Source organism: Lentzea indica (genome assembly GCF_012184385.1).
GTDB lineage: Bacteria > Actinomycetota > Actinomycetes > Mycobacteriales > Pseudonocardiaceae > Lentzea > Lentzea indica.
This window is the reverse complement of record NZ_VSRL01000275.1, coordinates 1-11,213: the sequence shown is the minus strand read 5'-3', so window position 1 is coordinate 11,213 and position 11,213 is coordinate 1. Positions and strand designations below refer to the sequence as shown.

At 65.8% G+C, this 11,213-nt stretch carries 13 protein-coding genes and 2 pseudogenes; 12 read left to right on the top strand and 3 right to left on the bottom strand.

The features are described 5' to 3' along the window. Positions 1–126 precede the first annotated feature (126 nt). The 3 genes and pseudogenes from FXN61_RS55995 to FXN61_RS41330 form a co-directional block, all read right to left on the bottom strand. Positions 127–234 (bottom strand): annotated as a pseudogene (locus FXN61_RS55995) (TFIIB-type zinc ribbon-containing protein); the annotation flags it as partial. 39 nt (positions 235–273) lie between these two features. Further along, complete coding sequence (locus FXN61_RS41335) at positions 274–1,008, bottom strand: phosphotransferase family protein (protein ID WP_312878405.1); 735 nt, start codon at positions 1,006–1,008, stop codon at positions 274–276. A gap of 298 nt (positions 1,009–1,306) precedes the next feature. Beyond that, positions 1,307–1,780 carry an LppU/SCO3897 family protein gene (locus FXN61_RS41330; protein WP_167979305.1) on the bottom strand — a complete coding sequence of 158 codons (474 nt, stop codon included), beginning with the start codon at positions 1,778–1,780 and terminating at the stop codon, positions 1,307–1,309. Positions 1,781–2,088: 308 nt separating this feature from the next. On the opposite strand from FXN61_RS41330, the gene rpsL reads away from it, so the two are divergent. From rpsL to rpsC, 12 genes and pseudogenes are all read left to right on the top strand, one after another. After that, positions 2,089–2,463: a 30S ribosomal protein S12 gene (gene rpsL / locus FXN61_RS41325; protein ID WP_090015396.1), complete on the top strand. Its 375-nt coding sequence runs from the start codon at positions 2,089–2,091 to the stop codon at positions 2,461–2,463. Continuing rightward, positions 2,463–2,933 carry a 30S ribosomal protein S7 gene (gene rpsG, locus FXN61_RS41320; RefSeq protein WP_065915967.1) on the top strand — a complete coding sequence of 157 codons (471 nt, stop codon included), beginning with the start codon at positions 2,463–2,465 and terminating at the stop codon, positions 2,931–2,933. Before rpsL ends, rpsG begins: the two co-directional genes overlap by 1 nt. A 77-nt stretch (positions 2,934–3,010) precedes the next feature. After that, on the top strand, positions 3,011–5,113 hold the full coding sequence (fusA, locus tag FXN61_RS41315; protein ID WP_167979304.1) for an elongation factor G: 2,103 nt from the start codon (positions 3,011–3,013) through the stop codon (positions 5,111–5,113). A gap of 145 nt (positions 5,114–5,258) precedes the next feature. Next, entirely contained in the window at positions 5,259–6,452 is a 1,194-nt protein-coding gene (gene tuf, locus FXN61_RS41310) for an elongation factor Tu (RefSeq protein WP_167979306.1), read from the top strand. A gap of 585 nt (positions 6,453–7,037) precedes the next feature. Then, the gene (rpsJ, locus tag FXN61_RS41305; protein ID WP_003938093.1) at positions 7,038–7,343 is read left to right on the top strand and encodes a 30S ribosomal protein S10; all 306 of its coding nucleotides are present in this window, start codon (positions 7,038–7,040) and stop codon (positions 7,341–7,343) included. Positions 7,344–7,370: 27 nt separating this feature from the next. Continuing rightward, a complete protein-coding gene (rplC, locus tag FXN61_RS41300; RefSeq protein WP_166044660.1) occupies positions 7,371–8,021 on the top strand; it encodes a 50S ribosomal protein L3 in 651 nt (216 codons plus the stop codon). Beyond that, on the top strand, positions 8,021–8,707 hold the full coding sequence (gene rplD / locus FXN61_RS41295) for a 50S ribosomal protein L4 (RefSeq protein ID WP_167979303.1): 687 nt from the start codon (positions 8,021–8,023) through the stop codon (positions 8,705–8,707). Before rplC ends, rplD begins: the two co-directional genes overlap by 1 nt. After that, positions 8,704–9,003 carry a 50S ribosomal protein L23 gene (gene rplW / locus FXN61_RS41290; protein ID WP_045309807.1) on the top strand — a complete coding sequence of 100 codons (300 nt, stop codon included), beginning with the start codon at positions 8,704–8,706 and terminating at the stop codon, positions 9,001–9,003. The genes rplD and rplW overlap by 4 nt, the downstream gene beginning before the upstream one ends. Before the next feature lie 19 nt (positions 9,004–9,022). Beyond that, entirely contained in the window at positions 9,023–9,856 is an 834-nt protein-coding gene (gene rplB / locus FXN61_RS41285; protein WP_030473464.1) for a 50S ribosomal protein L2, read from the top strand. Between the two features lie 18 nt (positions 9,857–9,874). Continuing rightward, positions 9,875–10,156 (top strand): 30S ribosomal protein S19, encoded by a 282-nt coding sequence (rpsS, locus tag FXN61_RS41280; RefSeq protein WP_015105260.1) that lies wholly within the window; start codon positions 9,875–9,877, stop codon positions 10,154–10,156. A 34-nt stretch (positions 10,157–10,190) separates the two neighbouring features. After that, on the top strand, positions 10,191–10,589 hold the full coding sequence (gene rplV / locus FXN61_RS41275; RefSeq protein WP_167979302.1) for a 50S ribosomal protein L22: 399 nt from the start codon (positions 10,191–10,193) through the stop codon (positions 10,587–10,589). Further along, a pseudogene (rpsC, locus tag FXN61_RS41270) lies at positions 10,589–11,115 on the top strand (30S ribosomal protein S3); the annotation flags it as partial. The gene rplV and the pseudogene rpsC, both read left to right, overlap by 1 nt. Positions 11,116–11,213 lie beyond the last annotated feature (98 nt).

Sequence of the window (11,213 nt, the reverse complement as noted above, 5' to 3'; positions counted from 1 at the left end):
CCGGCCGTGGCACCGAACATCGGCCGCGCCCACACCGGTTGCGGCGTCGGGATCGAGGCGTTGGCGTCGCCCATCGCGCCCCACGCGATGAACCCGCCCCTGGGCCTCGAGACGGGTGATCGACTCGAGCTCGCCGTAGTCGAGGAAGACCCCGCGGCAGCCGTCGCACTGCTCGATGTGAACGCCCATGCGGTCGAACGTGCGCATGTTCGCATGACACTTGGGACACTGCATCGTGATGAGCCTCCTGGGTGGGACCGGACAAAACCGATATTAGCCGCGGTCGCCGGTGTCGTGCGTCGCGACGATCCGACGACACGCATCGACCAGCGGTTCCACTGGCTGCAGACCGGTCACGAGTGCCCGCGCTGCCATTTGAACAACGTACGCCTGAGCCGGAATGTTGAGGACATCCCATTCCGATGTCGTCAGCGCCACACCACCCGTTTCACGGTAGGCGTTGAGGAACCTTGCCCACAGATCACCCGGAAGGATGCCCGCCGCATACAAAGCCGCAGGTCGCGCCAGGTCCCACACCGGATCGCCCACCCCGAGATCGTCCACGTCGATGAGCCGCCAGGCACCCCGGTGAACGAGCTGCCCGAGGTGCCAGTCGCCGTGGATGAGAGCCCTTGCCGACATGTCGAGACGCGGCAAGACCTCGAACGCCGCCAGCACCACATCGGCGTGCGGAAGCTCCGGCGGCAACGCCCGAATGGCGCGCACGATCCGTTCCGGCGCACCGGCCACGGGCCCCTGCACAGGCAACGCGTGCAGCTTCGCGAGCAGCTGCGCGCTCTCTTCCCACGGCGCCGCGTCGGGATCCGCCTGGCTCACCGGCGTTCCGTACGGCCACACCGTCACCGGCCGGTCGTCCACGAACTGCAACGGCTTCAACGGCGGCAGCATCAGCTCCGGATGCGCCGCCGCGATCTCCAGCCGCTGCCGCAACGCCGCCACGTCGGTGTCCGCGGGGTGCGCCTTGGCCACCACGTCACCGACGCGCACCACCACGACGTCGCCGCGGTCGCGCCGAGCACCTCGGGGTCGGCGGAAGAGCCGGTCAGCGAGGCCATCGCCGCAATCAGGTCGTCCACACGCACAGTGAATCAGCCGCGTGATCGCCTGCGTCACCTGGTGACGCAGATCGTCCTCACCGGTTGCGGGTACGTCTTCGAGTCGTTCCCGGCGTACAAGGCGCACAATGCGCGTCGGACTCGCCGTCGACGACATTCGTCGCCTTGCTCGTGCCAGCCGGAGCGCCCGGACGGCACCAGCGTCAGGGTTGCGATCAGGACTGCGGACCTCACACGGTCTTCAGGCAGATCGTGGTGGCGGGGTCCGGGTAGGTGCGGGCCTCGTCGGTACCGCACAGCGACCGATCGTCGGCATTGGCCACTTTGGACACCCGCTGGGACCCGCCCGTGCCGCACGCGACACGTTCGTGGAACGCGCTGCCTCGCTTGAGGCAGTCGCCTTCCTTGGTGTTGAGCACGAAGCAGTAGTGCTTCAAGCCGGCGGGCTTGCCGGCCCGGCTGGCCGTTTGCACGAGGTAGTCACCTTTAGGACACGACTTCTTCTGTTCGAGTTTCACGAGCCGATAGACCGCCTCGGGCGATGTGCAATCGGTCTCATTCATGTCGAACTTGCCGTCGGACTTGCTGACCGGTTCCGCGCAGTCACCGACCTCGGGTTCCGAGAACATGTCGCCGATGATGAAGAAGCCGGGTACCACGAGCACCAGGGCGATGAGGCCGTAGACCAGCAGGTTGAGCTTCAAAGTGCGTTCTCCATCACACGAGTACCCTGAGTTTCAGGGCCCATGTCTACTGCAGGTGCGCCTGCGGTACCCCCGTTTTGACCCAGGTAGACGTGGGCGGGTATCTTTGCTACTCGTGCCCGACCCATGTCGGGCCGCTCCGCGTGCCCTTGAGGCCGTGGTGTCCTCCACTCGCAGGGGCAGTTGAACTGTTGCTTGCGGACCTTGGGAGCGGGCGACACGCCCGACCTCGGGTGCAGAGAGGGATCAAGAAACACGAGGGTGAACCGCGAGGGGAACCCGCAAAAGACGGAAGAAGCAGCCGGCGAATGCCAACGATCCAGCAGCTGGTCCGCAAGGGCCGCACGGACAAGGTGGCCAAGCAGAAGACGGCGGCCCTCAAGGGTTCGCCGCAGCGGCGCGGTGTGTGCACCCGCGTCTACACCACCACCCCCAAGAAGCCGAACTCCGCACTGCGCAAGGTCGCTCGCGTGAAGCTGACCAGCGGCATCGAGGTCACGGCCTACATCCCCGGTGAGGGTCACAACCTCCAGGAGCACTCGATGGTGCTCGTGCGTGGCGGTCGTGTGAAGGACCTGCCGGGTGTTCGTTACAAGATCATCCGTGGCTCTCTCGACACGCAGGGTGTCAAGAACCGCAAGCAGGCTCGCAGCCGCTACGGCGCGAAGAAGGAGAAGAGCTGATGCCCCGCAAGGGACCGGCCCCGAAGCGGCCGCTGATCTCCGACCCGGTCTACAGCTCGCCGCTCGTGACCCAGCTGATCAACAAGGTGCTGGTCGACGGCAAGCGTTCCGTGGCCGAGAAGATCGTCTACGAAGCGCTCGAAGGTGCTCGCGAGAAGACCGGCACCGACCCGGTCGTCACGCTGAAGCGCGCGCTCGACAACGTGAAGCCGGCGCTCGAGGTCAAGAGCCGCCGCGTCGGTGGTGCGACCTACCAGGTTCCGGTCGAGGTCAAGCCCGGCCGCTCCACCACGCTGGCGCTGCGCTGGCTGATCACCTTCTCGCGGCAGCGCCGTGAGAAGACCATGGTCGAGCGTCTGATGAACGAGCTGCTCGATGCGAGCAACGGTCTCGGTGCGAGCGTCAAGCGCCGTGAGGACACGCACAAGATGGCCGAGTCCAACAAGGCCTTCGCCCACTACCGCTGGTGATGTGATGCCCGGCCCCGCGAGGGGCCGGGCTCTCCCAGCCCTAGTGAGCCCACAAGCTCAAGACAGGGGAAAGACCCGTGGCACAGGACGTGCTCACTGATCTTGCCAAGGTCCGCAACATCGGGATCATGGCCCACATCGACGCGGGCAAGACCACGACGACTGAGCGGATCCTCTTCTACACGGGGATCAGCTACAAGATCGGCGAGGTGCACGACGGCGCTGCCGTGATGGACTGGATGGAGCAGGAGCAGGAGCGCGGCATCACGATCACGTCGGCCGCGACGACCTGCTACTGGAAGAACCACCAGATCAACCTGATCGACACGCCGGGCCACGTCGACTTCACCGTCGAGGTCGAGCGCAACCTGCGCGTCCTCGACGGCGCTGTTGCCGTTTTCGACGGCAAGGAGGGCGTCGAGCCGCAGTCCGAGCAGGTCTGGCGGCAGGCGACCAAGTACGACGTCCCGCGCATCTGCTTCGTCAACAAGATGGACAAGCTGGGCGCGGACTTCTACTTCACCATCCGCACCATCCAGGAGCGTCTCGGCGCGAAGCCGCTGCCGATCCAGATCCCGATCGGTGCCGAGAGCGACTTCATCGGCGTCGTCGACCTGATCGAGATGCGTGCTCTCACGTGGCGTGGCGAAGTCCAGAAGGGCGAGGACTACGCGATCGAGGAGATCCCCGCGGATCTCGTCGAGCGTGCGCAGGAGTTCCGCGAGCAGCTTCTCGAGGCCGTCGCCGAGACCGACGACGACCTGACCGAGAAGTACTTCGAGCAGGGCGACCTGTCGGTCGAGGAGATCAAGACCGGCCTCCGCAAGATCGTCTCGGAGGGCACCGCCTACCCGATCCTGTGCGGTTCCGCGTTCAAGAACAAGGGCGTGCAGCCCATGCTCGACGCGGTGATCGACTTCCTGCCGTCGCCGCTCGACCTCCCGCCGGTCGAGGGCACGCTGCAGGACGGCGAGACCATCGTGAAGCGCAGCCCGTCGAGCGACGAGCCGTTCTCCGCGCTGGCGTTCAAGATCGCCGTGCACCCGTTCTTCGGCAAGCTGACCTACATCCGGGTCTACTCGGGCAAGGTCGCCGCGGGCACCCAGGTCGTCAACGCGACCAAGGACCGCAAGGAGCGCATCGGGAAGATCTTCCAGATGCACGCCAACAAGGAGAACCCTGTCACCGAGGCCATCGCGGGCCACATCTACGCCGTGATCGGTCTGAAGGACACCACGACCGGTGAGACCCTGTGCGACCCGCAGCACCCCATCGTGCTCGAGTCGATGACCTTCCCCGAGCCCGTCATCCAGGTGGCCATCGAGCCCAAGACGAAGGCGGACCAGGAGAAGCTCGGCACCGCGATCCAGAAGCTGGCAGAGGAGGACCCGACGTTCCGGGTCAACCTCGACCAGGAGACGGGCCAGACCATCATCGCCGGCATGGGCGAGCTCCACCTGGACATCCTGGTGGACCGCATGCGCCGCGAGTTCAAGGTCGAGGCCAACATCGGCAAGCCTCAGGTGGCGTACCGGGAGACCATCCGCAAGGCGGTGGAGAAGTACTCCTACACCCACAAGAAGCAGACCGGTGGCTCCGGCCAGTTCGCGAAGGTGCTCGTCACCGTCGAGCCGCTGGAGAAGAAGGAAGACGGCGCTCTCTACGAGTTCGTCAACGCGGTCACCGGTGGTCGCATCCCGCGTGAGTACATCCCGTCGGTCGACGCGGGTGCACAGGACGCGCTGCAGTACGGCGTGCTGGCGGGCTACCCGCTGGTCGGCGTGAAGGTGACGCTGCTCGACGGCGCCTACCACGAGGTCGACTCGTCGGAAATGGCGTTCAAGATCGCTGGTTCGATGGCACTCAAGGAAGCCGCCCGTCAGGCGTCTCCCGCGATCCTCGAGCCGCTGATGGCCGTCGAGGTCACGACGCCCGAGGAGTACATGGGCGACGTGATCGGCGACCTGAACTCCCGCCGTGGCCAGATCCAGGCCATGGAGGAGCGCAGCGGTATCCGTGTCGTCAAGGCACTGGTTCCGCTGTCGGAAATGTTCGGGTACGTGGGTGACCTGCGGTCCAAGACCCAGGGTCGTGCCAACTACTCGATGGTGTTCGACTCCTACGCAGAGGTTCCCGCGAACGTCTCGAAGGAGATCATCGCGAAGGCGACTGGGGAATAACCCCGCACCGGAGCACCGCAGTTCCACCGCGGGCTCTCCGGGGTTAGTCCCTGGGGTCCGCACTTTCCGACCCTGACGTGTAGTCCGGCGGGTGGCCACAGATGCCCGCCGGACCAGCAAAGAAGAAGTCCAGGAGGACAATCCAGTGGCCAAGGCGAAGTTCGAGCGGACGAAGCCGCACGTCAACATCGGTACCATCGGTCACATCGACCATGGCAAGACCACGCTGACCGCGGCGATCTCCAAGGTTCTGCACGACGCGTACCCCGATGTGAACGCTTCGTTCGCGTTCGACCAGATCGACAAGGCGCCGGAAGAGAAGCAGCGCGGCATCACGATCTCGATCGCGCACATCGAGTACCAGACGGAGAACCGTCACTACGCGCACGTCGACTGCCCCGGGCACGCCGACTACATCAAGAACATGATCACCGGTGCGGCGCAGATGGACGGCGCCATCCTGGTGGTCGCGGCGACCGACGGTCCGATGCCGCAGACGAAGGAGCACGTCCTCCTGGCCCGCCAGGTCGGCGTCCCCTACATCGTCGTCGCCCTGAACAAGGCCGACATGGTGGACGACGAGGAGATCCTGGAGCTCGTCGAGCTCGAGGTCCGCGAGCTGCTCTCCGAGTACGAGTTCCCGGGCGACGACCTGCCGGTCGTGCGCGTTTCGGCGCTGAAGGCGCTGGAGGGCGACGAGACCTGGGGCAAGTCGGTTCTCGAGCTGATGGCCGCCGTCGACTCGGCGATTCCGGAGCCCGAGCGCGACACCGAGAAGCCGTTCCTCATGCCCGTCGAGGACGTCTTCACGATCACCGGCCGCGGCACCGTGGTGACCGGTCGTATCGAGCGCGGCATCATCAACGTCAACTCTGAGATCGAGATCGTCGGTATCAAGGAGACGTCGAAGAAGACGACGGTCACCTCGATCGAGATGTTCAAGAAGTTCCTCGACGAGGGCCGCGCCGGCGACAACGCCGCGCTGCTGCTCCGCGGCATCAAGCGCGAGGAGGTGGAGCGCGGCATGGTCATCGTCAAGCCGGGCACCACGACCCCGCACACCGAGTTCGAGGCTCAGGTCTACATCCTGTCCAAGGACGAGGGTGGCCGCCACACGCCGTTCTTCAACAACTACCGTCCGCAGTTCTACTTCCGGACGACGGACGTGACCGGCGTTGTGACGCTGCCCGAGGGCACCGAGATGGTCATGCCGGGTGACACCACCGGTATGACGGTCAAGCTGATCCAGCCGATCGCCATGGACGAGGGCCTCCGCTTCGCGATCCGCGAGGGTGGCCGCACCGTCGGCGCCGGCTCGGTCACCAAGATCGTCAAGTGATCTAGCTCGTTCCGTTCGGCGTGAGGCCGGGCCAACGACTCCGTTGGCCCGGCCTTCGTCGTTCTGGCACGGGTTGTGTGTGACAGCTCACGTCACACAGTTCGGGGTGTGCGGACGCAGGTCCGCTACGGAGATTCCGTTGCCGGACAAAGGAACCGTTGCACTCGTCGCTCCACACGCGACGGACAGCAGCGTTCACCGGCCAAGATCCGCACGTGATCTGCCTCCAACTCGCCCACCCCGATTTGGATCGCCTCACGCCTGTGTGGCATCCTTTACGGGTTGCTCGACGAAGGCCGGGTTCACTTCGTGTGTGCCTGAGTTCTTCGACCGAGCGTCCGCGCCCTGTTAGTGAACGCCTCCTTGCGGAGATGGGCATCAGGGTGCAAGGGCTGTGGTAGGCCCAATCCCACCGGGGAGACCTTGAGTGGGACCGGTATGCGCACCGGGCGCGACACGCCCGACCGCGTGGACCGGGCACCATGACACTTCAACAGGGGCGGAGCGCGCCAAGAGGCTGTAAAAGGCCTCATCCGAGGCACCGCACCGCAGCGGTTACGAGAAGCAGAGGAACGGCAAGCCATCATGGCGGGACAAAAGATCCGCATCCGGCTCAAGGCCTACGACCACGAAGCGATCGACGCGTCTGCGCGCAAGATCGTGGAGACCGTGACGCGCACCGGCGCTCGGGTTGTCGGGCCAGTGCCGCTGCCCACTGAGAAGAACGTGTACTGCGTCATCCGCTCGCCGCACAAGTACAAGGACTCGCGCGAGCACTTCGAGATGCGCACGCACAAGCGGCTGATCGACATCCTCGACCCGACGCCGAAGACGGTGGACGCGCTCATGCGCATCGACCTGCCGGCCAGCGTCGACGTCAACATCCAGTAAGCGTTGGGCGCGGAGAGTAACGGACCAATGTCTGACAGGCAGATGAAGGGCATCCTGGGCACCAAGCTCGGCATGACTCAGGTCTTCGACGAGAACAACCGGGTTGTCCCGGTGACCGTCGTCAAGGCTGAGCCCAATGTCGTGACCCAGGTTCGCACCCAGGAGAAGGACGGCTACACCGCCGTCCAGCTGGCGGCCGGCGCGATCGACCCGCGCAAGGTCAACAAGCCCGTCGCGGGCCACTTCGCCAAGGCCGGGGTCACTCCCCGTCGCCACCTGGTGGAGCTGCGCACGACGGACGCCGGCGAGTACACGGTCGGCCAGGAGATCACCGCTGAGGTGTTCGAGGCCGGCGCTGTTGTCGACATCACCGGCACCAGCAAGGGCAAGGGCACCGCGGGTGTCATGAAGCGCCACAACTTCCGGGGCCTCGGCTCCAGCCACGGCACCCAGCGCAAGCACCGCTCGCCGGGTTCCATCGGTGGCTGTGCCACCCCGGGTCGCGTCTTCAAGGGTCTGCGCATGGCTGGCCGCATGGGCCACGAGCGCGTGACGACCCAGAACCTGAAGGTGCACAAGATCGACGCCGAGAACGGCCTGCTGCTCATCAAGGGCGCTGTTCCCGGCCCCAAGGGTGGTCTGGTGTTCGTCCGGACTGCCGCGAAGGGTGGTGCCTGATGTCGACGGTTGAGATCCGCACCCCGGACGGCAAGTCCGCCGGCACGGTCGAGCTTCCCCCGGCTGTTTTCGACGCGCAGGCGAACGTCGCGCTGCTGCACCAGGTGGTCGTCGGCCAGCAGGCCGCCGCTCGCCAGGGCACGCACTCGACGAAGACCCGCGGCGAGGTGTCCGGTGGTGGCAAGAAGCCGTACCGCCAGAAGGGCACCGGTCGCGCCCGCCAGGGTTCGACGCGTGCGCCGCAGTTCGCCGGCGGTGGCATCGTCCACGGCCCGCAGCCGCGTGACTACACCCAGCGGACCCCCAAGAAGATGAAGGCCGCCGCTCTGCGCGGTGCCCTCTCCGACCGGGCTCGCGCCAACCAGGTGCACGTCGTGTCCGGCCTGGTGGACGGGGACACCCCGTCGACCAAGACCGCGCGCAAGGTCCTGGAGTCGGTCACCCAGGCCCGTCGCGTTCTCGTGGTGCTCAACCGCACCGACGAGGTCGCCTGGGTCAGCGTGCGGAACCTTCCGCACGTGCACGTGATCGCGCCGGACCAGCTCAACACCTACGACGTGCTCGTCAACGACGACGTGGTGTTCACCAAGGACTCGCTCGACGTGTTCCTCGCCAGCAAGGCCCAGCAGGGTCGCGGCTCGGCTGAGGCCACGGCGGTCGCGGTGGACGAGGAGGCCTCGAAGTGATCCCCGACCACAGGGACATCTTGCTCGCGCCGGTGATCTCCGAGAAGTCCTACGGGCTCCTCGAGGAGAACAAGTACACCTTCTTGGTGGCGCCGGGGTCGAACAAGACCCAGATCAAGATTGCCGTGGAGAAGGTCTTCGGCGTCAAGGTCGTCAGCGTCAACACCATCAACCGCCAGGGCAAGCGCAAGCGGACCAAGAGCGGTTTCGGCAAGCGCAAGGACACGAAGCGCGCGATCGTCACGTTGTCGGCTGACAGCAAGGCGATCGAGATCTTCGGCGGCCCTGCCGCCTGATGACGAGGACTGCGTAGAGATGGGCATTCGCAAGTACAAGCCGACGACGCCTGGTCGTCGCGGTGCGAGCGTCTCCGACTTCGCCGAGATCACTCGGTCGACGCCGGAGAAGTCGCTGATCCGCCCGCTGCACAAGCTGGGTGGCCGCAACGCGTCGGGCAAGATCACCACGCGGCACAAGGGCGGCGGTCACAAGCGGGCTTACCGCTTGATCGACTTCCGTCGTCACGACAAGGACGGCGTGCCGGCCAAGGTCGCTCACATCGAGTACGACCCCAACCGCACCGCGCGCATCGCGCTCCTGCACTACGCAGACGGCGAGAAGCGCTACATCATCGCCCCGGAGAAGCTCAAGCAGGGTGACACGGTTGAGAACGGCCCCAAGGCCGACATCAAGCCGGGTAACAACCTGCCGCTGCGCAACATCCCGGTCGGTTCCGTGATCCACGCGATCGAGCTCCGCCCCGGTGGCGGCGCGAAGATCGCCCGCTCCGCCGGCGCCTCGGTTCAGCTCGTGGCGAAGGACGGGCCGTACGCCCAGCTGCGGATGCCTTCTGGCGAAATCCGCAACGTGGACGTGCGCTGCCGCGCCACGCTCGGCGAGGTCGGCAACAAGGAGCACCAGAACATCAACTGGGGCAAGGCAGGCCGCATGCGGTGGAAGGGCAAGAAGCCCACCGTCCGTGGTGTCGCCATGAACCCGGTTGACCACCCGCATGGTGGTGGTGAGGGCAAGACCTCCGGTGGTCGCCACCCGGTGAACCCCGCTGGTAAGCCCGAGGGTCGTACCCGCCGCCGTAAGCCAAGCGACAAGCTCATCGTCCGGCGTCGTCGCACCGGTAAGAAGCGCTGAGCAGGGAGGGAGTGAAGGATGCCTCGCAGCCTTAAGAAAGGCCCCTTCGTGGACGACCACCTGCTCAAGAAGGTGGACGTTCTCAACGAGTCGGGCAAGAAGACCGTCATCAAGACGTGGTCCCGTCGGTCCACGATCATCCCGGACATGCTCGGCCACACCATTGCGGTGCACGACGGCCGTAAGCACGTCCCGGTGTTCGTGACCGAGGCCATGGTCGGGCACAAGCTGGGCGAATTCGCCCCGACCCGCACCTTCAAGGGCCACATCAAGGACGACCGGAAGTCTCGTCGCCGCTAGGCGCCGAACTGAGAAGAGCAAGGGAAAAGCAGCGATGAACGCCCGTAAGGACGCTGAGGCGCAGGAGTTTCCGCGCGCCGTGGCTCGGGCTCGTTACGTTCGCGACACCCCCATGAAGGTGCGTCGCGTCATCGAGCTCATCAAGGGTCGTAACGCCAGCGAGGCCCTGGCCGTGCTCCAGTTCGCGCCCCAGGCAGCCTCTGAGCCGGTCGCGAAGGTGCTCGCCAGCGCCATGGCCAACGCCGAGAACAACATGTCCCTGGACCCCGACACCCTCTGGGTTGCGGTGGCCTACGTGGACGAGGGTCCGACCCTCAAGCGTTTCCGCCCGCGTGCCCAGGGCCGCGCGTACCGGATCCGCAAGCGGACGAGCCACATCACCATCGAGGTGGAGTCTCGTCCGAAGAAGACCAGCGCGAAGGGAACCCGGTAGTGGGCCAGAAGATCAACCCGCACGGCTTCCGGCTGGGGATCACCACCGACTGGAAGTCCCGCTGGTACGCAGACAAGCAGTACGCCGAGTACGTGGCCGAGGATGTCAAGATCCGCCGCCTGCTCAGCAAGGGCATGGAGCGTGCCGGCATCTCCAAGGTGGAGATCGAGCGGACCCGTGACCGGGTGCGCGTCGACATCCACACCGCCAGGCCGGGCATCGTCATCGGCCGTCGTGGTGCCGAGGCGGACCGCATCCGCGGTGAGCTCGAGAAGCTCACCAAGAAGCAGGTCCAGCTGAACATCCTCGAGGTCAAGAACCCGAGTCGGACGCGCAGCTCGTGGCACAGGGTGTCGCCGAGCAGCTGTCCAACCGCGTCGCCTTCCGGCGCGCGATGCGCAAGGCCATTCAGTCGGCCATGCGTTCGCCGCAGGTCAAGGGCATTCGCGTGCAGTGCGGCGGTCGCCTCGGCGGCGCCGAGATGTCCCGCTCGGAGCACTACCGCGACGGCCGCGTGCCGCTGCACCAGGCGGATGGGGTGGAGCTTCACGCGGCCTCCTGTTGACGCAGGGGGTCGCGTTTTTTGTTCGGGCAAGCGTAGCGTAACCCGAACGTGATCAATCA

Bases quoted from the DNA above. Each gene is read 5' to 3' on its own strand.
- rpsL (WP_090015396.1), top strand. From the start codon at position 2,089: ATGCCAACGATCCAGCAGCTGGTCCGCAAGGGCCGCACGGACAAGGTG.
- rpsG (WP_065915967.1), top strand. From the start codon at position 2,463: ATGCCCCGCAAGGGACCGGCCCCGAAGCGGCCGCTGATCTCCGACCCG.
- rpsJ (WP_003938093.1), top strand. From the start codon at position 7,038: ATGGCGGGACAAAAGATCCGCATCCGGCTCAAGGCCTACGACCACGAA.
- rplC (WP_166044660.1), top strand. From the start codon at position 7,371: ATGTCTGACAGGCAGATGAAGGGCATCCTGGGCACCAAGCTCGGCATG.
- rplD (WP_167979303.1), top strand. From the start codon at position 8,021: ATGTCGACGGTTGAGATCCGCACCCCGGACGGCAAGTCCGCCGGCACG.
- rplB (WP_030473464.1), top strand. From the start codon at position 9,023: ATGGGCATTCGCAAGTACAAGCCGACGACGCCTGGTCGTCGCGGTGCG.
- rpsS (WP_015105260.1), top strand. From the start codon at position 9,875: ATGCCTCGCAGCCTTAAGAAAGGCCCCTTCGTGGACGACCACCTGCTC.
- rplV (WP_167979302.1), top strand. From the start codon at position 10,191: ATGAACGCCCGTAAGGACGCTGAGGCGCAGGAGTTTCCGCGCGCCGTG.